We start from the raw sequence: 18,087 nt of genomic DNA on the forward strand, positions 1-18,087 counted from the left end.
CTAACGGCCGGTGGACGCGTTCGTCTCGTCGCGCCACTGCAGCAGGTCCCGGAGGCGCGCCAGGTCGGGGTGGGCGGCCGCGAGGCTCGCCGTGAAGAGCCGGGTCCCCACGTCGTGGAGCCGCTGGGCGTTCGAGGCGTAGTCGGCTCGCTGGTCGGGGTTGCGCCCCGGCACGAAGGAGACTCCGGCGGAGCGCTCGATCTCGAGCGGGTCGCGCCCGCGTCGGCGGCACCACTCGTCGAGGACCCGGTGCTTGTGGGCGATCACGGTGTCGTCGCCGAAGCCGTGCCAGATGTCGGCGTGCTCGGCGACGATGCGCAGCGTCTTCTGCTCGCCACCGCCCCCGATGAGGATGGGGATCCGTCGAGTCGGCGCAGGGTTGAGCCGGGTCCACCGGTCGCGCAGGACGGGCAGGTCCCGGGCCAGGTCGTCGAGCCGGCTCCCGGCCGTGCCGAAGGGGTAGCCGTACTCCTCGTAGTCCCGCTCCGCCCATCCAGAGCCGATCCCGAGCACGAGCCGGCCACCGCTGATGTGGTCGACGGTGCGCGCCATGTCGGCGAGGAGCTGGGGGTTGCGATAGGAGTTGCTCGAGACGAGGCAGCCGATCTCGGCGCGCTCGGTCACCTCGGCCCACGCGGCGAGGATGGTCCACGCCTCGAAGTGCGGCCCGTCGGGGTCGCCGCTCAGCGGGAAGAAGTGGTCCCACGTGAGGATGACGTCCGCACCCATCTCCTCGACCGTCGCCGCCAGGGACCGGATCTGCTGCCAGGTCGCGTGCTGCGGCGGGATCTGGACGGCGACGCGGGCGGGCCTGGGATCCGTCGCGCTGATCGGTGCGCTCTCGCTCATGATTCCTCCACGGACGATGTCGTATGCCGCTGGGCTGGGTTGGGTGCCCGATCCGCCGTGGGGTGGTCGGACCGGAGCACCCGCAGGGTGGCGAGGGTGGGGTCGGCCGCGTAGGCGACGCGCGTCCCGTGGGCCATGGCTGCACGGAGCGCGTCGACCGCTGCGGCGGTGACCCGCTCGCCCGGGGCGAGCACGGGCACTCCGGGGGGATACGGCGCGACGAGCTCGGCGCAGGTGCGGCCGATGGCCGTGTCCGTCGGGATCACCTCGTGGGGGGCGAAGAAGGCGGCGCGCGGTGTCGTCTCCATGACCGGCGCGACGCTCCACGCGGCAGCGGGAACTGCTGGGCGAGGCTCGCCGCGGTGGCGCTCGACGCCGGTGGCGAGGGCGGCCACGAGCCGGCCGACGCTCTCGTCGTCGTCGGCGAGGCTGACGAGGGCGACCACCGTGTCGCGGTCGGCCATCTCGACGGGCAGGCCGGCGGCGATGAGGTCCCGCTCGACGGCGACCCCGTCGGCTCCAGTGCCGCCGAGCAGGACCGTCAGCTTGGCGGGGTCGACGTGTGGTCCGTCCAGGACGCCGAGGCCGGGCACCTCGGCGAGGGCGCGGCGCGCCGCCGCCACGCGGTCGACCAGGGCACCCAGCAGCTCCGTCCCCGCACGCTCCAGCAGGGCCCGAGCCGCGTCCGCGCTCGCGAGGATCGCGCCGGCGGGGCTGGTCGTGTGGGTCGCCTCGACGGCCGCGTCGAGCCGAGCCGCGTCGATCCGCTCGGTCCGGGCAAGCAGGTAGGCGGCCTGCGACCATGCGGGCAGCGTCTTGTGGGCGGAGGTCACCAAGGCGTCGGCCCCGAGGGCGAGGGCGTGCTGAGGGAGAGCGGGATGGAAACCGAAGTGCGCGGCCCAGGCGGCGTCTACGACGAGGGGCCGGCCGTGCCGATGCGCCACCTCGGCCAGGCCGGCCACGTCGCCCACCGTGCCGATGTAGGCGGGGTCACCGACGAGGACGGCAACGGCGTCGGGGGCGCGGCGGAAGCCCGCTTCAAGGGTCGCCGGCGACACCCCCATGGGCAGTCCGGTGGTGGCGTCGAGGTCGGGCTGGAGCCACACCGGCTCGAGCCCGGCGAGGACGAGGCCCAGCAGCACGGAGCGATGCAGGGTGCGGCCGACGAGGACGCGGTCGCCCTCGGCGCCCAGCGCCAGTGCGACGGCCTGGTTGGCGTGCGTGGACCCGCCGACCGAGAAGCGGCAGACGTCGGTGCCCCAGAGCCGGGCCGCCCGCTGCTCGGCCGCCGCCAGCACGCCGCCGGACAGCTTGACGGTGTCGAGACCGCCGTAGAGCGGCACGTCACCGGCGACGACGTCCCCGACGAGGTCGTGCCGCTGCTTGTGGCCGGGGATGGTGAAGGGCGTCGGGCCCTGCTCGTGGAAGCGCAGCCAGGCGTCGAGGAGCGGAGCGTCGCCGCGGAGGCCCAACGGGTCAGTCGGCACGTGCGCCGCTCTCGCGGAAGCGCTGGGAGGCGGTGACGAGGGCCTGGGTGAAGGCCCGCACCTGGCGCAGGTCGACCCACTCGTCGACGGCGTGCAGGCCTCCTCCGGAGGGTCCGCAGACCAGGGCGGGGATGCCGTGCGCCTCGAAGAGGGGCGCCTCCATCCAGTAGGGGGCGTCGAAAGGCCCCCCGGCCCGGCCGGGGACGTCCGCCAGCTCCTCGTCGAGCAGCGTCGCGAACGTCCTTGCCGCTCCGGAGGTCTGCAGCTGCCAGGCGTCCCGGGCGACGACCAGGCGAGCGGTCGCGCTGACGGCCGGGTCGGCGGCCCGCAGGTCGGCGAGCAACGACTCGACCTCCGCGAGTGGAGGGACGCCGGCATCGCCGGGCACGGTCCGTCGCTCGACGGTGGCCGACGCGCGCTCGGGCACCGTGAAGGGGGCGCGGCCTCCTCGCACGACGCTGACGAGGAGCTCGCCGCCGGCGGCCCGGATCGGCCCCCGGGACTCGGCCACCGCTCCGAGGAAGCGGCCGAGGTGTGCGACGGCATCGACGCCCTGGTCGGCCTGGGAGGTGTGGGCTGCGCGACCCGCGAACTCGACCTCGACGACGGCGAAGCCGCGCAGGCTCGCGGTCAGGTCGAGGTGGCTCGGCTCCGCGACCAGGGCCAGGTCCGGCCGCATCCCGGTCCGGGCCAGGTGCATGAGGACCGTCTCGGTGCCCACGCTCCGATCCTCCTCGTCGGCGACGAGGGCGAGCACGACCGAGCCGTGGTCCCGCCGGGCCAGCTCCTCGGCGGCCACCACGATCCCGGCGACGCCACCCTTCATGTCGGCGGCACCGCGTCCGAGCAGCCGGTCACCGTCGATCCGGGGCGTGAAGGGCTCCGACATGCCGAAGACGCCGACCGTGTCCACGTGCCCGTTGAGGAGCAGGCAGGGGCCAGGCCGTGAGCCGCTGTGCCAGGCGAGCAGGCTCGGGCGGCTCGGCTCGTCCGCGGGGACCACGACGAGCGTGCGGAACCCTGCGCCGGCGAGGCGAGCCTCGAGGAAGCGGATGATCTCGGCCTCTCCGGCCGCCCCGTCGGCCAACGTCGGGTTGACCGAGTCGATCGCCACCAGCTCCTCGAGCAGCGCAACCGCCTCGGCGCCGAGGTCCCGCCTCGCCGGCCGGGCGAGCACCCGGATCCAGCCCCACGGCTCACCGGGGTCGAGGTCCACCTGGACCAGCTCGTAGCCGCACTCAGTGACGAGGTCACCCAAGGGGCCCGGCTGCCAGTACTGGAAGAAGCGCGGCACGCCAAGCTTGTGCGAGCTCCACTCGGAGCCGTCCCCGACCTTGACGCTGAAGGCGAGCAGGCCGTCGGGCACGAGCGCCGCGCGCACCTTGGCCAGGACGTGACGGAGCTCGTCGGGCTGGAAGTGCAGGAAGACCGCGTTGGCCAGCACAGCGGCATACGGGCCCGCGATGTCGTCCGTCAGGACGTCGAGGACGTCTGCGGCGTGCCCCTCGGCCCGCTGCATCTCGACGAACGCCGCCGTGGCGTCGGTGCGGTGCACCCGCCGGCCGAGCCGCTCCAGGTCGTCGGCGTCACGGCCGGATGCGCTTCCGACCTCGAGGACCGTGCCGTCGGGCGCCATGTCGGCAAGCTGTCGGAGCCAGCCGTTCTCCGGCAACGCGAGAGTCTGCTCCCGGTAGAGCGCAGCGGCCTGCTCGTAGGCCGCGAGCGTCCTCGCGTTGGTGTCCGAGCCGCTCACCGGACGACGGTCTGGCCCTTGCCGATGACGGTGATCCCGGTCTCGGTCACGTGGAAGCCGCGGGCCAGGTCGTGCTCGTGGTCGAGCCCCACCTGGCAGCCCTCGGGGATCACGACGTTCTTGTCGATGATCGCCCGCCGGATCTGCGCGTGGCGCTGCACCTGGACCCCGTCGAGCAGGACCGAGCCCTGGATGCTGGCGTAGGAGTGGACGTGGACGAGGGGGGAGAGCACGGACGCGTAGATGTGTGCGCCGGACACGACGACGCCGGGGGAGACCGCCGAGTTGAGCGCCTCGCCGATCCGGTCGCCGCTGCCATGGACGAACTTCGCTGGGGGATAGGGCGAGTGCTGGGTGTAGATCGGCCACTCGTAGTTGTAGAGGTTGAAGATCGGGTGGATCGACACGAGGTCCATGTGCGCGTCGTAGTAGGACTCGATGGTCCCCACGTCGCGCCAGTAGCCGCGGTCCCGGTCGGTGGCCCCGGGGATCTCGTTGTCCTTGAAGTCGTAGACGCCGGCCTCGCCGCGCGACACGAAGTCGGGCACGATGTCGCCGCCCATGTCGTGCTTGCTGCCCTCACGGTCACGGTCACGGGTCACGGCGTCGATGAGGGCGTCCGCGGTGAAGACGTAGTTGCCCATCGAGGCGAGGACCTCGGTGGGGCTGTCGGGCAGGCCCTTCGCGTCCTTCGGCTTCTCGCGGAAGGCGGCGATCTTGGCGGGGTCCGTGCTGTCGACCTCGATGACCCCGAACTGGTCGGCGAGGGAGATCGGCTGCCGGATCGCGGCGACCGTGACACCGGCGCCGGACTCGATGTGCTGCTCGACCATCGCGCTGAAGTCCATGCGGTAGACGTGGTCGGCGCCGACGACGACGACGATGTCGGGCTTGGCGTCGTGGATCAGGTTGAGGCTCTGGTAGATCGCGTCCGCGCTGCCGAGGTACCAGTTCTTGTCGACCCGCTGCTGGGCCGGCACCGTCGTGACGTAGTTGCCGAGCAGCGTCGACATGCGCCAGGTCTTCGTCACGTGCGCGTCGAGGCTGTGCGACTTGTACTGCGTCAGCACGACGACCTGCAGGTAGCCGGAGTTGACGACGTTGGACAGCGCCAGGTCGATGAGGCGATAGATCCCGGCAAAGGGCACTGCGGGTTTGGCACGGTCTGCGGTCAGGGGCATGAGCCGCTTGCCCTCGCCCCCAGCCAGGACGATGGCGAGGACCTTGCGGTTGGAGTACGGGCTTCGTCGCGCCATGCCCACACCCTAGGCGGCGAGGCGCCGCCGGGGGGAGGCTTGTCCAGATCCCACGCGTGTCGCGTCCGTCTCGCGGGATGTGCGTGCTGAGGATCGGCCGGCAGCAACGGGTTCGGGGCTACAGTCGGCACGTGCGCGTCGACATCCTGAGCAAGGAGTACCCGCCGGCCATCTACGGAGGCGCCGGCGTCCATGTCGCCGAGCTGGTGCGCGCCCTGCGTGCCCGCGGCGACGTCGACGTACAGGTGCGGTGCTTCGGTGCGCCGCGCGACGAGCGGGGCACGACCGCATACCCGGACCTGGCCGGCCTGGCGGACGCCAACGCCGCGGTCCAGACGCTCGGCGTGGACCTCGCCATGGCGAGCGACACCGTCGGGGCCGACCTCGTCCACTCGCACACCTGGTATGCCAACCTCGCCGGGCACCTCGGCTCCCTCCTCGGCGGGATGCCGCACGTCGTGACGGCGCACTCCCTCGAGCCGATGCGGCCGTGGAAGGCCGAGCAGCTGGGCGGCGGCTACCAGGTCTCGTCGTGGGCCGAGCGGACGGCCTACGAGGCCGCCGCAGGCGTCGTGGCCGTCAGTGCAGGGATGCGCGCGGACATCCTGCGCAGCTATCCGTCCCTCGACCCCGATCGGGTCCACGTGGTGCACAACGGGATCGATGCCCAGCTGTGGCAGGCCGACCGGTCGCCGGAGGCCCGGGCGGTGGTCGAGCGGCACGGCGTCGACCCGGACCGTCCCTCGGTCGTCTTCGTCGGGCGGATCACGCGGCAGAAGGGGCTGCCCTACCTGCTCCGCGCCTGCGCAGGCCTGCCCCCCGACGTCCAGCTCGTGCTCTGCGCCGGCGCGCCCGACACGCCGGAGATCCTGGCCGAGGTCGAGGCCCTCATGGAGGGCCTGCGGGCGCAACGGCAAGGCGTTGTCTGGATCGCCGAGATGCTGCCCCGCGCAGAGGTGATCGCGCTCCTCTCGCACGGCACGGTCTTCGCCTGCCCGTCGGTCTATGAGCCGCTCGGGATCGTCAACCTCGAGGCGATGGCCTGCGAGCTGCCGGTCGTCGCCACCGCCACGGGAGGCATTCCCGAGGTCGTCGTCGACGGGGAGACCGGCTGGCTCGTCCCGATCGACCAGGTCCAGGACGGCACCGGCACGCCCGTCGACCCGGACCGCTTCGTCGCCGACCTGGCCGCGGCCCTGACGGACGCCGTGTCGGACCCGGAGCGTGCTCGCTCCTACGGCGCCGCGGGCCGTCGGCGGGCCGTCGAGTCCTTCTCCTGGGCCTCCATCGGCGACCGCACGCTCGAGGTCTATCGCTCGGTCCTCGGCTGAGCGAGGTCACCCATGATCGAGGTGCTCACGGGGATGGGGCTGTCGGCCGCGGCGGGCCTCAACGCCTACGTGCCCTTCCTGCTCGTCGCGCTCGTCGCGCGGTTCACCGACCTCGTGACGCTGCCGGCCGGCCTGGCCTGGATCGAGAGCGGCTGGGCCATCGGCATCGGGTCGGTGCTGCTGCTCACGGAGGTGGTCCTCGACAAGATCGCGGTGGTCGACACCATCAACGACACGGTCCAGACGCTGATCCGCCCGAGCATGGGCGGTCTCATGTTTGCCGCGACCTCGGCGGCGCAGGAGGCCGACCAGTCGTCCTGGATGGCCGACAATCCCTGGCTCGGGGTCGCCCTCGGGGTCGTCGTCTCGGGACTGGTCCATGCCGGCAAGGCGACGGCGCGCCCAGCCGTCGACGCCGGGACCCTGGGTCTCGGCACGCCGGTGGTCTCGACGGCCGAGGACACTGCCTCGGTCGGCCTCAGCCTCGCCGCTCTCTTTGCCCCGCTGCTCGTGATCGTCGGCCTGGTCCTGCTCGCCGGTGCCCTCATCAAGCTGTTGCTCGTGATGCGTCGCTGGCGCCGGCGGCGACGGCCCCGCGCGGCGCCGGTGCCGTGAGCCGCCGCCCGTCAGCCGGTGAGCCGACCGGTGAGGACGTGGTCGAGACCGAGGGTCTCGCCGGCGCCACCGAGGATCTGCTGGAGCAGGTCGCGCGGCGACGGGTAGTCCGGGCCGAGGGCCGCGAGATAGCGGTCATGGGCCGACAGCGACGCGACGGCCTCCTCGAAGTGCCCTGAGACGTCAACGGCGTGAGTGGGCTCGGGGTCCGCGACGAAGAGCAGCTGCCTCGCCGACCAGGGCTCCAGCCCTTCGTCCACGAGGCCGGGGAAGATCCACCGGTTGCCGGCGTCCGCCCTGGCGTCGAGGGTGGCCAGCCCGACGGCCCGGTGATCGGCCTGGTTGACGAAGCCGCCGGCGAAGTACGGCGCGAACGTCGCGGTGACGATGAGGTCCGGCCGGCGAAGCCTGATCTCCCGCGCGATGGCGCGGCGCAGGGGCAGGCCGTACTCCACGACGCCGTCGCGGAAGTCGTCGAGGAACTCGACGACCGAGACGCCGACCTCCTCGGCGCCGTTTCGCTCCTCCTGCTCCCGCACCGGACCGGCCTCGCCGGGCGCCATGGTGTCGATGCCGGCCTCACCCCGCGTCACGAGCAGATAGGTCACGGTCTTGCCGGCCTTGACCCACTTGTCGACGGCGGCGGCCGTGCCGTACTCGAGGTCGTCCGGATGCGCCGCGACGCAGAGAACGCGCTCGAAGCTGGACTCGTCGAGGATCTGCAGCTCGGGGAGTTCGCGCATGGGCCAACTATGCCGGGCGCCAGCCCGCGATGCTCATCACCGCGACGTTGGTGGCGTCTGCGAGCGCGTCATCCGCGTGAGCCGAGAGCAACCGCACCAGGGACTCGCGTTGCCCGCTCGTCGCGGCGTCGAGGCCGTCGGACCCGAGCCCGGTGAGCCGGCCGGCCTGACCCGCGATCACACCGGCCGTCGCCGCGAGCGACATGACCCGCAGCGCCTTGGCCGGGATCGATTCGGGAAGTCCCCAGGTGCGACGGTCCAGCGCCGACTCCGCCTCGGCGCGGCTCTCCTCGCTCCATGGCGTCCCGCCGACCTGCTCGAAGGCTCGCGTCAGCTCCGCGAGCCGACCGAGCAGGGTGCGCTCGACCTCGCGCAGGTCGACCATCTCGAGCCGGTGCCGAGGCACGGGCTGCGCGTCGTGCGCGGACCAGTCGACCCGCCACCCGGTGTCGCCCTCGGGGCCGAAGCGCGCCAGCGTCGGGATGAGGAGGCCGCCGACCGACGGCACGAAGACACACTCGCCGGCCTCGGCGGCAAGGGCTGCGGCTGGGAGCGAGGTCAGCGGCATACGGCTCACGTCTCCCGGGCGGGGGAGGGCGACGAAGAGCGCGCGCTCGCCGAGGTCGCGCCAGAGCTCGAGGCGCCCCACGTCGCCCGCGACGTGGTCGAGGTCTGGGACGGAACGGGCGAGCGCGTCACGGAGGGCGACCTCGTCGTTCCACGCTGCGGTGACCCACAGGGCCAGGCGCACGGACACGGGGAGCTCGGACATCAGGCGCCATCGTAGGTGCCACGCCCGGGCCGCTCGACGGGCGAGCCGGTGCCGGGGGCTCGGCGCGGTGGCATAGGGTCGGGGCCATGAGCGATGTCCTCGCCTTTGCCGGCGTCTCCGTCAGGAGGGGCACCAACACGCTCCTCGACGACGTGACGTGGGAGGTCGAGGAGGGGGAGCGCTGGGTCGTGCTCGGCCCCAACGGTGCCGGCAAGACGACCCTGCTGCAGGTGGCGGCGGCCCGGATGCACCCGACGAGCGGCGTGGCCGGCGTGCTCGGCGAGGTCCTCGGCGCGGTCGACGTCTTCGACCTGCGACCTCGGATCGGCCTGTCGAGCTCGTCCATGGCCGACCGCATCCCCGGCGACGAGCTCGTCGGCAACGTCGTGGTGACCGCCTCCTACGGCATCGTGGGCCGCTGGCGTGAGCACTACGACCACCTCGACTACGTCCGGGCCATGGAGCTGCTCAAGACGCTCGGGGTCGAGCACCTCGCCGACCGGCACTACCGCACCCTGAGCGAGGGCGAGCGCAAGCGGGTCCAGATCGCTCGCGCCCTCATGACCGACCCGGAGCTGATGCTCCTCGACGAGCCTGCCGCGGGTCTCGACCTCGGGGGGCGGGAGGACCTCGTCCGCCGCCTCGGCGAGCTCGCCGCCGACACGGAGGCACCTGCTCTCGTGGTCGTCACCCACCACGTCGAGGAGATCCCGCCGTCGTTCACCGACGTCCTGCTGATGAGAGACGGTCGCGTGGTCGCGGCCGGCCCGATCCCGATCACCCTGACCGAGGAGAACCTCTCGCGCACCTTCGGGCTACCGCTCGTCCTCGAGCAGCACGGGGACCGTTGGTCGGCGCGGGCCAGGTCGTGACCGATCCGTTAGGTCGGCACCGGCAGGGTCGAGGGAACTGAGGCAGAATCGAAGACGTCACAGCTGTGACGTATGGGGCGTCGCCCCGCGGGGGCGACCGGGCAAGGCCGCCTGAGGCCGGAGAAGGTCGGTGCAACGTGTTCGAGGGATACGCCTGGATCGTGTGGCTCGGTGCCGCGCTCGTGCTCGTGGCTGTGGAGACCGCCACCGTCGACTTCACCTTCCTGATGCTCGCCGGCGGGGCCCTCGGCGGGTCCGCGGCCGCCGCCTTCGGTGCCCCGCCCATCGTGCAGGCGCTCGTCGCCGCCCTGGTCGCAGTGGCCCTGCTCGTCACGGTCCGGCCGTGGCTGAAGCGGCGGTTCACCGTCGAGCAGCGACAGGCGATGGGCGCCGAGGCCAACCTCGGTCGGTCGGCCTACGTCCTCGACCGGGTGACCACGTCCAACGGGCGGGTCAAGCTGGCCGGTGAGACGTGGAGCGCCCGCACGACCGGCGACAGCATCGAGCCGGGCGAGGAGGTCGTCGTCGACGCCATCGAGGGCGCCACGGTCGTCGTCAGCCGAGCCCGCATCCTCGGCAGCTGAGTCGACCCACAGAGTTCGAAACCCAGAGCAGACACTCACCACAGAGACAGGGAGCAGGTCGTGGAGCCGGTACTCATCATCGCGGCGTTGATCATCGCGGTGGCACTCGTCATCGTGCTGCGCACGGTGCGGATCGTTCCCCAGCAGACGGCGCAGATCGTCGAGCGCCTCGGGAGCTACAACAAGACACTGACGGCCGGGATCCACTTCCTCGTGCCCTTCGTGGACAAGGTGCGCGCCAACATCGACCTGCGCGAGCAGGTCGTCACGTTCCCGCCGCAGCCGGTGATCACCTCCGACAACCTCGTCGTCAGCATCGACACCGTCATCTACTACTCGGTCATCGATGCCAAGGCGGCCGTCTACGAGATCGCCAACTTCATCCAGGGTATCGAGCAGCTCACCGTGACCACGCTGCGCAACGTCATCGGCTCGCTCGACCTCGAGCAGACCCTGACCAGCCGCGACCAGATCAACGGCCAGCTGCGTGGCGTCCTCGACGAGGCGACCGGCAAGTGGGGCATTCGCGTCAACCGCGTGGAGCTCAAGGCGATCGACCCGCCACACTCCGTGCAGGACTCCATGGAGCAGCAGATGCGCGCCGAGCGCAACCGTCGCGCGGCCATCCTGACGGCCGAGGGTGTGAAGCAGTCCGCGATCCTCACCGCCGAGGGTGAGAAGCAGAGCCAGATCCTGCGAGCCGAGGGCTCGGCTCAGGCCCGGATCCTCGAGGCGCAGGGCCAGGCCAGGGCCATCCAGCAGGTCTTCTCGGCCATCCACCGCGGCAAGCCGACCCAGAAGCTGCTCGCCTACCAGTACCTCCAGGTTCTGCCGCAGATCGCCCGCGGCGACTCCAACAAGATGTGGATCGTCCCGTCGGAGCTGACCGATGCCCTGCGCGGGATCGGCAGCGCCCTCGGTGGCGCGGACGGCCAGCGGCCCGACCTCGGCGAGGAGGACTGGTTCGAGCCGGGCACGCCCGACGACGACGCCTTCGCCGAGACCGTGCTCGAGGACCCGGCCAAGGCGCTCGCCGAGGCCCGGGGGCAGGCGGCCCAGGCCAGTGCGGAGTCGACCGAGCACGCAGCTCCGGTCGGGCGCCAGCAGCCGCCGATCCAGCCGCCTGCCGACCAGGTGCCGCCGGCCGCACCGATGGCGCCGACCACCCCGCCGGCCGGGATGGCGCCGTCGACGCCCGTGAACCCGTTGGCGACGGAGGAGGACGCACCCGTCGCCGACCAGGGCGAGCCGCTCGGCGACGGCGGCCCGGGAGACACCACGACCACCCGCTGAACGCACCGCACGACACCCGGCCACCCTGCCCTAGGGTGGCCGGATGTCATTCTGGTCAGCCGTCGCCATCGCCCTGGCCGGCACCGGTGCCGGAATGATCAACACCATCGTCGGCTCCGGCACGCTCATCACCTTTCCCACCCTGCTCTTCTTCGGCGTCAGCCCGTTGGCGGCCAACGTGTCCAACACCGTGGGCCTCGTGGCCGGGGGAGTCACCGGGGCGTGGGGCTACCGGCACGAGCTGACCGGTCAGGCACCCACGCTGCGGCGGCTCATCCCGCTGTCGTTCGTCGGGTCGGTGATCGGTGCCGCGCTGCTCCTCGTGCTGCCCCCGAGTGCCTTCCGGGCCATCGTGCCGGCGCTGATCGGGCTCGCCCTGATCCTCGTCGTGCTCGGCCCGCGGATCCAGGCCTGGGCCGCGCGGGACCGGCACGTGCAGCCGGCCTGGCACGGCCCGGCGATGGGGGTCGGCGTCCTCGTGGCCGGCATGTACGGCGGCTACTTCGGGGCTGCGCAGGGAGTGCTCCTGATGGGCCTCTTCAGCGCCCTGAGCGCCGAGTCGCTCCAGCGCCTCAACGGCTACAAGAACGTGCTCGCCCTCATCGTCAACTTCGTCGCGGCGATCCTGTTCGTCGTCTTCGCCCGGGAGCACATCGACTGGCTGGTGGTCCTGCTGATCGCGGCCGGCAGCTTCGTCGGCGGCGTGCTCGGCGCCCGGATCGGCCGTCGCATCCCGCCCGGTGTGCTCCGCGCCCTGATCGTGATCATCGGCGTCATCGCCATCGTCAAGCTGATCTGGTTCCCGTGACCACGACCCACCTCGTCCTCGGGCTGGCCGTTGCCCTCGGCGCGATGGTCCAGGGGTCGATCGGCTTCGGGACCGCCGTCGTCGCCGCGCCCTTCGTCGTCGTCTGGGCCCCGGAGGTCATGCCCGTCGCCATCCTCGTCACCAGCCTCGCGCTGCCCGTCATCCAGCTGGTGCACGGTCCCCGTGAGGTGTTGTGGCGGCCGCTCTCGTGGGCGCTCGTGGGCCGGGCGTTGCTCACTCCGGTCGGGGTGTGGCTCGTCGCCGCGTTCTCCCCGGATCTGATCGCCACTCTCGTCGGCATCCTGCTGCTCCTGACGGTATGGGTGTCGGTGAGCCGGATCCACGTGGCAGCCACCTCCACCAACGCCCTGGTCGCCGGCGGCCTGGCCGGGATCTCCGGCACGGCGGCATCGATCGGTGGCCCCTTCCTGGCCGTGGCCCTGCAGCACGAGACTCCGGTGCGGGTCAGGTCGACCCTGTCGTGGTTCTTCCTCGTCGGCTCGGCGATGGGCCTGATCGGGCTGGTGCTGGGCGGCCAGGGGCGGTCCCTGGCCGTGGAGGTCGGGCTGCTCTGGGTCCCGTTCGCGCTTCTCGGCTACCTCGCATCGCAACCGGTGCGGCGTCTCCTGCCTGCCCACCGCCTGCGCTCCGCGGTGCTGACGTTCTGCGTGCTCGCCGGCGTCGGTGTGATCGTGCGCGCCCTGGTGGTCTGATCGCTCTACCCTTGCCCGGTGCCGATTGTCATCACCGACCACTCCGACCCGCGGCTCGAGGACTTCGTCGCCCTGACCGACGTCGCGCTGCGACGCCGCGCGGAGCCAGAACGCGGGCTCTACATCGCCGAGAGCGAGAAGGTGATCCGGCGCGCCCTCGCCGCCGGCCACCGCCCGCGCTCGTTCCTGATGGCCGAGCGGTGGCTCACCGACCTCGCGGACGTCGTCGCGGACGCCGAGGCCAACGGGGTGCCCGTCTTCGTCGGCGACCACCAGGTCATCGAGCGGCTCACCGGCTTCCACCTGCACCGCGGAGCGCTCGCGTCCATGCAGCGTCCGGTCCTCTCGGACGTGGCGTCGCTGGTCGCCGACGCGCGGCGCATCATGGTCCTCGAGGACATCGTCGACCACACCAACGTCGGCGCCATCTTCCGGTCCGCCGCTGCCCTGGGAGTGGATGCCGTGCTCGTGACGCCGCGGTGCGCGGATCCTCTCTACCGTCGTTCGATCCGCGTGTCGATGGGGACGGTCTTCCAGGTGCCCTGGACGCGGATGGATCCCTGGCCCGGCGGCATCGCCCAGCTGCAGGCCGCCGGCTTCACGGTCGCCGCCCTGGCGCTCTCCGACGAGTCGGTCCCTCTCGACGCACTCGAGGCGGACCCGCCGGAGAAGGTCGCGGTCGTGCTCGGCACGGAGGGCGACGGGCTCGGCGCGAGGACGGTCGCCGCCGCTGACCTCGTCGTGCGGATTCCCATGGCGGGGGGCGTGGACTCGCTCAACGTCGCGGCAGCGTCGGCCGTGGCCATGTGGGCGCTGCGGGACCGGCACCGCTGACGGCCCCCCACGGATCACCGTGGGCCGGCGGACCGAGCCTCAGTCGCGCTGCACCCGCACGAGGCGCTCGAGCAGGTGGGCCAGTCGGCCGGCCGGGTCGTCGGTGAGGCCGCCGTGGACCGGTCCGGGCTGGACGACGGTCGACCGCGGAGCGATGATCCAGCCGAACCGCTGGCCGGGCTTGTCGAGGGTCGGCAGGCCGCGGCCGGTCTCTCCGCGACACACGGAGCGCACCCGCTCCAGCATCCGTCGGACCCCCTCCACGTCGCACATCGGAGCGAACGAGCCCACCCTCGCGTCGTCCAGCTCCCAAGCCGCGTCGAGGAAGTCGGCGTCCTGGCAGTAGAGCACGACGCCGACGTTGAGGAACTCCTCGCGGTCCACGCGCGGGACGAGGCGCAGCACGACGTACTGGTAGGCCTTCATGCCGCCGCCCGTCCGGGAACCCACGCGGTGCTGTCGAGGCGCGCAGTGAGCAGCGTCCGGTAGGCCGCGCGGACCGCGGCAACATCTGGCAGGTCGTCCGTCCGCTCAAGCCACTCGTCGGGCACGTCGGCGAGGGCGGCGTCGAGGACCTCGGCCGTGAGCAACCGGCGAAGCTCGTCGTGGCGAGGCACGAGGTCGCCCGCCACGTCGCGAAGCACGTGCCGGCCGGCATCGAACGGTTGCGCCGCGAACCGCGCGGCCGACGGCGCCCGACTCGGCCACGAGTGGTGGAAGTACAGCGCTGCTCCATGGTCGATGGCGTAGGTCTGCCCGTGCCAGACGAGGAGGTTCGGGTTGGACCAGGTCCGGTCCACATTGGCAGTCAGGGCATCAAGCCAGATGATGCGCTCCGCGAGGTCGGCGGAGGGCGGCTGGGAGCCGTCGTAACCGAGTGAGCCGGGCAGGAAGTCGACTCCGAGGTTCGTGCCCACCGACGCGGAGAGCAGGTCCTGCACCTCCTCGTCCGCCTCGTACTTCGCGATCCGCGCATCGAGGGCGATCACGGCGAGGTCGGGAACCGGCACGCCGATCGCCCGGGCCAGGCCGGCGACGACCACCTCGGCGACGAGAACCTTGAGGCCCTGGCCCGCGCCGCGGAACTTCATGACGTAGGTGCCCTCGTCGCTCGCCTCGACGATGCCGGGCAGCGAGCCGCCCTCCTTGAGGGGGGTGACGTAGCGAGTCGCCGTGACCTGGGGCAGCACGCGGTCAGCCTAGTGGGCGATGATCGGCTCGCGCGGCGCGCCGCCACGCCGCCGGGAGCCCGGCCGCCAGGGCAGCGAAGAGCACTGCGACCCCGATCACCGGCCAGGTCACGGCACCGCTTCGCGGCAGGGTCCACGCCGCCAGGGCAGCCGCGGCGACCAGGCCGGAGTTGTACATCATGTCGTGCAGGGCGAACGTGCGACCCAGCAGCAGGTCCGGGACGTGGGCCTGCAACAGGCTGTCGATGCTGATCTTGACGGCCTGTGCGGCAAAGCCGACGACGAAGTTCACGGCCGAGATCGTCCACGGGTCCAGCCACGGTGCGAGGGCAAGGGTCGCCGCCGCCGAGACCGCGAGCGTCCGGGCCGCGAACGGCACCGGCTGCCAGCGGGGGGCCAGCCACGGCGTGATGAACGCCGCAAGGCCGAAGCCCGCCGCGGCGGCCGCAGCAGCCAGGCCGAAGCCGAGGACGTTGCCCGCCCCCTGGTCAGGGTCGGCGAACGGGCCCCGAAAGAGGAGCAGCGTCTGAAGGAGCACGAAACCGAAGGGCAGCCGGGAGACGAAGACGAGGGCGAGGAGCAGGCGGGCCCGCTGGGGCAGCTCTCGGGCCGCCTCGACGAGCCCGCGGCCGACCTCGCCGAGCACTTCCGCGGCCCGCAGCTCCCGGCCGGTGCGGTCCGGACCGAGGAAGGGCAGCCGAGCCGCGGCCCAAGCGGCACCGAGGACGCCGACGGCGGCCACGGCGACGACCACGGCGTCGGTGCTCACGGCACCGGTGATGCCGCCGACGAACCCACCGAGGAAGTACGCCACCGAGCCGCACGTGGGGGCCACGGCATTCCCGCTGACGAGGTGCTCACGGGAGATGACGTGGGGGAGCCCGGCCGAGAAGCCGGCCAGGACGAAGCGGTTGACCGAGAAGACGAGCAGCACGACGAGGAAGAAGCCTGCTCCCGCCGCGCCGAGCACCACGAGCACGGCGACAGCGGCCATGACCGCGGCACGGACCAGCTGACCGACGACGAGCACGTGGCGCCGGGGCCAGCGGTCGAGCAGCGTCCCGACGAACGGACCGAGGAAGCTGTAGGGCAGGAGCACCACGGCGAAGGCGGACGCGATGGCCGCCGGGTCGGCGTTCTGCTCCGGGTTGAACAGGACGTGACTGGCCAACGCGACCTGGAACACGCCGTCGCTGCCCTGTGAGGTCACCCGTGCCACGACCAGGCGTCGGAACCCGCCGAGGCGCAGCAGCATCACCAGGGCCCGCAGGAACGTCACGCCGTCAGCGTAGGGGGCCGCTGCCGCGGGTAGGACACAGGGAAGAGGAGAGTAGAGAGCGTCCGGGAGACGAGCCCGGTCCGCCGCACCGAGTCACGGGAGGCCACGTGAACGCGACCGAGTCGATCGCCGCAGGGAGGGGCACGGCGCCGGCCGAGCTCGTCCTCGTCCGCCACGCCCAGAGCGTCGGGAACCTGGCTGACGAGGCAGCCCGGAGGGAGGGCCTCAGCCGGCTCGAGCTGACGACGCGCGACGCGGACACGCCCCTGTCGGACGTCGGCCGGGAGCAGGCCGAGGCCCTGGGCGCCCACCTGGCCGGCCTGCGGTCGGGCGCGCAGCCGGACGTCGTGCTGACCTCGCCGTATGCCCGGGCTGCCACCACGGCCGAGATCGCCCTCGCCAAGATCGACGGTCTGAACGTGCTGCGTGACGAGCGCCTGCGCGAGCGCGACCTCGGTGCGTTCGACGGGATGACTGGGCTCGGTATCCGCGAGGCCTTTCCCGAGGAGGCGCAGCGGCGCACCCAGATGGGCAAGCTCTACTACCGCCCGCCGGGTGGGGAGAGCTGGACCGACGTGGCCCTGCGGATCCGCAGCGTGCTGTCGGACATCCGGCAGGACTACGCGGGCAAGCGCGTCTGGATCTTCACCCACCAGGCGGTCATCATGAGCTTCCGTCTCGTCATCGAGGGCCTCGACGAGGCGAAGCTGCTCGAGATCGACCGCGAGGTCCCGCTCGCGAACTGCTCCATGACGGTCTACCGCGACCGGGACGGCACCCTGGAGCTCGCCGCCTTCGCCGGCACCGACCACCTGGAGGCCAGGGCCGTGTCCAGGACGCACGAGCCGCCGCACACCTCGGAGCGGGACGGCGTCGATGCCTGAGAGCCCCGCCGCGGACCGCACCATCACCCCCGGCCTGCTGCGCGACTGGCCGCTGCCCGACCCGGGGGGCGACAAGTACGACAAGGGCCACATCCTGATCGTCGGCGGGGGCGTGCAGACGCCCGGCGCGGTGCTCCTCGCGGCGGAGGCCGCTCTCCGGGTCGGGGCGGGCAAGCTCCAGATGGCCACGGTCCGCAGCACGGCCCCGCTGCTGTCGACGGCTGTGCCGGAGGCCTACGTCGAGGGCCTCCCCGAGGAGGGCGACGGCGACATCAGCCCGGAGGCGGCGCCGCGGATCCTCGAGCTGGCCGGCGCTGCGGACGCCGTGCTGCTCGGTCCCGGCATCATGCGGCCGGGCGCTGCCACGGCCTTGCTCGAACGGGTCGTGCCGCACCTCGACACCACCGTCCTCGTCGATGCCCTCGGCATGGCCTACCTGACCGCGCACCGGGACGGAGTGCGCCACCTCGAGGGACGGGTGGTGTTGACGCCCAATGCCCGCGAGCTCGCCGAGACCCTCGGCGAGGTGCACGACGACCCCGGGGACGACGACCTGCGCGACATGGCGGCGCGGCTCGCGGCCGACAGCCGGGCGGTCGTGCTGGGCGGGGCCGCCACCTCGTTCGTCGTGACCCCTGAGGGGGCGGTCTGGCGCAACGAGTCAGGCGCCCCCGGCATGGCGGCATCGGGAGCCGGCGACGTCAAGGCCGGAGCCGTCGCCGGGCTCCTCGCGCGGGGCGCCAGCCCGGAGCAGGCGGCGAGCTGGGGAGCCTTCGTCCACGGCCGGGCCGGCGAGCGGCTCACCGCGGCCGTGGGGCGGGTCG

Annotated in this window: 19 protein-coding genes; 10 read left to right on the forward strand and 9 right to left on the reverse strand. The window is 72.4% G+C overall.

Translation table 11 applies throughout. From position 1 onward, the window contains the following. Genes OO014_RS09145 through glgC form a run of 4 tightly spaced genes read right to left on the reverse strand, consistent with a single transcriptional unit; the run spans position 1 to position 5,345 of the window. Complete coding sequence (locus OO014_RS09145; RefSeq protein WP_272461995.1) at positions 1-849, reverse strand: LLM class F420-dependent oxidoreductase; 849 nt, start codon at positions 847-849, stop codon at positions 1-3. Beyond that, positions 846-2,336 (reverse strand): aminotransferase class I/II-fold pyridoxal phosphate-dependent enzyme, encoded by a 1,491-nt coding sequence (locus tag OO014_RS09150; protein ID WP_272461996.1) that lies wholly within the window; start codon positions 2,334-2,336, stop codon positions 846-848. Before OO014_RS09150 ends, OO014_RS09145 begins: the two co-directional genes overlap by 4 nt. Then, positions 2,326-4,089, reverse strand: a complete 1,764-nt coding sequence (locus tag OO014_RS09155) for a M20/M25/M40 family metallo-hydrolase (protein WP_272461997.1) — start codon at positions 4,087-4,089, stop codon at positions 2,326-2,328. Before OO014_RS09155 ends, OO014_RS09150 begins: the two co-directional genes overlap by 11 nt. After that, positions 4,086-5,345: a glucose-1-phosphate adenylyltransferase gene (gene glgC, locus OO014_RS09160; protein ID WP_272461998.1), complete on the reverse strand. Its 1,260-nt coding sequence runs from the start codon at positions 5,343-5,345 to the stop codon at positions 4,086-4,088. The genes OO014_RS09155 and glgC overlap by 4 nt, the downstream gene beginning before the upstream one ends. Positions 5,346-5,476: 131 nt before the next feature. Here glgC and glgA point away from each other — a divergent pair, with 131 nt between their 5' ends. Next, entirely contained in the window at positions 5,477-6,676 is a 1,200-nt protein-coding gene (gene glgA / locus OO014_RS09165) for a glycogen synthase (RefSeq protein ID WP_272461999.1), read from the forward strand. Positions 6,677-6,688: 12 nt separating this feature from the next. Beyond that, entirely contained in the window at positions 6,689-7,291 is a 603-nt protein-coding gene (locus tag OO014_RS09170) for a DUF4126 domain-containing protein (RefSeq protein WP_272462000.1), read from the forward strand. A gap of 11 nt (positions 7,292-7,302) precedes the next feature. On the opposite strand, the gene OO014_RS09175 is transcribed toward OO014_RS09170, so the two are convergent. Both OO014_RS09175 and OO014_RS09180 read right to left on the reverse strand, forming a co-directional pair. Then, positions 7,303-8,034, reverse strand: a complete 732-nt coding sequence (locus OO014_RS09175; RefSeq protein WP_272462001.1) for a PIG-L deacetylase family protein — start codon at positions 8,032-8,034, stop codon at positions 7,303-7,305. Between the two features lie 7 nt (positions 8,035-8,041). After that, a complete protein-coding gene (locus OO014_RS09180; protein WP_272462002.1) occupies positions 8,042-8,806 on the reverse strand; it encodes a hypothetical protein in 765 nt (254 codons plus the stop codon). 86 nt (positions 8,807-8,892) lie between these two features. Between OO014_RS09180 and OO014_RS09185 the strand changes: the two genes are divergently transcribed. From OO014_RS09185 to OO014_RS09210, 6 genes are all read left to right on the forward strand, one after another. Continuing rightward, positions 8,893-9,678: an ABC transporter ATP-binding protein gene (locus tag OO014_RS09185; protein ID WP_272462003.1), complete on the forward strand. Its 786-nt coding sequence runs from the start codon at positions 8,893-8,895 to the stop codon at positions 9,676-9,678. A 137-nt stretch (positions 9,679-9,815) separates the two neighbouring features. Further along, positions 9,816-10,262 carry an NfeD family protein gene (locus tag OO014_RS09190; RefSeq protein ID WP_272462004.1) on the forward strand — a complete coding sequence of 149 codons (447 nt, stop codon included), beginning with the start codon at positions 9,816-9,818 and terminating at the stop codon, positions 10,260-10,262. Between the two features lie 60 nt (positions 10,263-10,322). Further along, positions 10,323-11,555, forward strand: coding sequence for an SPFH domain-containing protein (locus tag OO014_RS09195; protein ID WP_272462005.1), 1,233 nt, complete (start codon positions 10,323-10,325; stop codon positions 11,553-11,555). 43 nt (positions 11,556-11,598) lie between these two features. Next, positions 11,599-12,363, forward strand: a complete 765-nt coding sequence (locus OO014_RS09200; RefSeq protein WP_272462006.1) for a sulfite exporter TauE/SafE family protein — start codon at positions 11,599-11,601, stop codon at positions 12,361-12,363. Then, on the forward strand, positions 12,360-13,076 hold the full coding sequence (locus OO014_RS09205) for a sulfite exporter TauE/SafE family protein (RefSeq protein WP_272462007.1): 717 nt from the start codon (positions 12,360-12,362) through the stop codon (positions 13,074-13,076). The genes OO014_RS09200 and OO014_RS09205 overlap by 4 nt, the downstream gene beginning before the upstream one ends. An 18-nt stretch (positions 13,077-13,094) precedes the next feature. Next, positions 13,095-13,910 (forward strand): TrmH family RNA methyltransferase, encoded by an 816-nt coding sequence (locus OO014_RS09210; protein ID WP_272462008.1) that lies wholly within the window; start codon positions 13,095-13,097, stop codon positions 13,908-13,910. Positions 13,911-13,949: 39 nt separating this feature from the next. Here OO014_RS09210 and OO014_RS09215 read toward each other — a convergent pair whose 3' ends face one another. The 3 genes from OO014_RS09215 to OO014_RS09225 are packed head-to-tail and all read right to left on the reverse strand — an operon-like array spanning position 13,950 to position 16,379. Beyond that, on the reverse strand, positions 13,950-14,336 hold the full coding sequence (locus OO014_RS09215; RefSeq protein WP_272462009.1) for a DUF3037 domain-containing protein: 387 nt from the start codon (positions 14,334-14,336) through the stop codon (positions 13,950-13,952). Then, positions 14,333-15,100 carry a HipA family kinase gene (locus tag OO014_RS09220; RefSeq protein ID WP_272462010.1) on the reverse strand — a complete coding sequence of 256 codons (768 nt, stop codon included), beginning with the start codon at positions 15,098-15,100 and terminating at the stop codon, positions 14,333-14,335. The genes OO014_RS09215 and OO014_RS09220 overlap by 4 nt, the downstream gene beginning before the upstream one ends. A 4-nt stretch (positions 15,101-15,104) precedes the next feature. Beyond that, complete coding sequence (locus tag OO014_RS09225) at positions 15,105-16,379, reverse strand: MFS transporter (protein WP_272462011.1); 1,275 nt, start codon at positions 16,377-16,379, stop codon at positions 15,105-15,107. Between the two features lie 107 nt (positions 16,380-16,486). On the opposite strand from OO014_RS09225, the gene OO014_RS09230 reads away from it, so the two are divergent. Together OO014_RS09230 and OO014_RS09235 are read left to right on the forward strand one after the other, a co-directional pair. Beyond that, positions 16,487-17,263, forward strand: coding sequence for a histidine phosphatase family protein (locus OO014_RS09230; RefSeq protein WP_272462012.1), 777 nt, complete (start codon positions 16,487-16,489; stop codon positions 17,261-17,263). Continuing rightward, a partial coding sequence (locus OO014_RS09235; protein WP_272462013.1) for an NAD(P)H-hydrate dehydratase occupies positions 17,256-18,087 on the forward strand: 832 nt, incomplete at its 3' end. The genes OO014_RS09230 and OO014_RS09235, both read left to right, overlap by 8 nt.

The sequence above is a fragment of the Intrasporangium calvum genome (assembly GCF_028446585.1).
In the GTDB taxonomy this organism is placed as follows: domain Bacteria; phylum Actinomycetota; class Actinomycetes; order Actinomycetales; family Dermatophilaceae; genus Intrasporangium; species Intrasporangium calvum_A.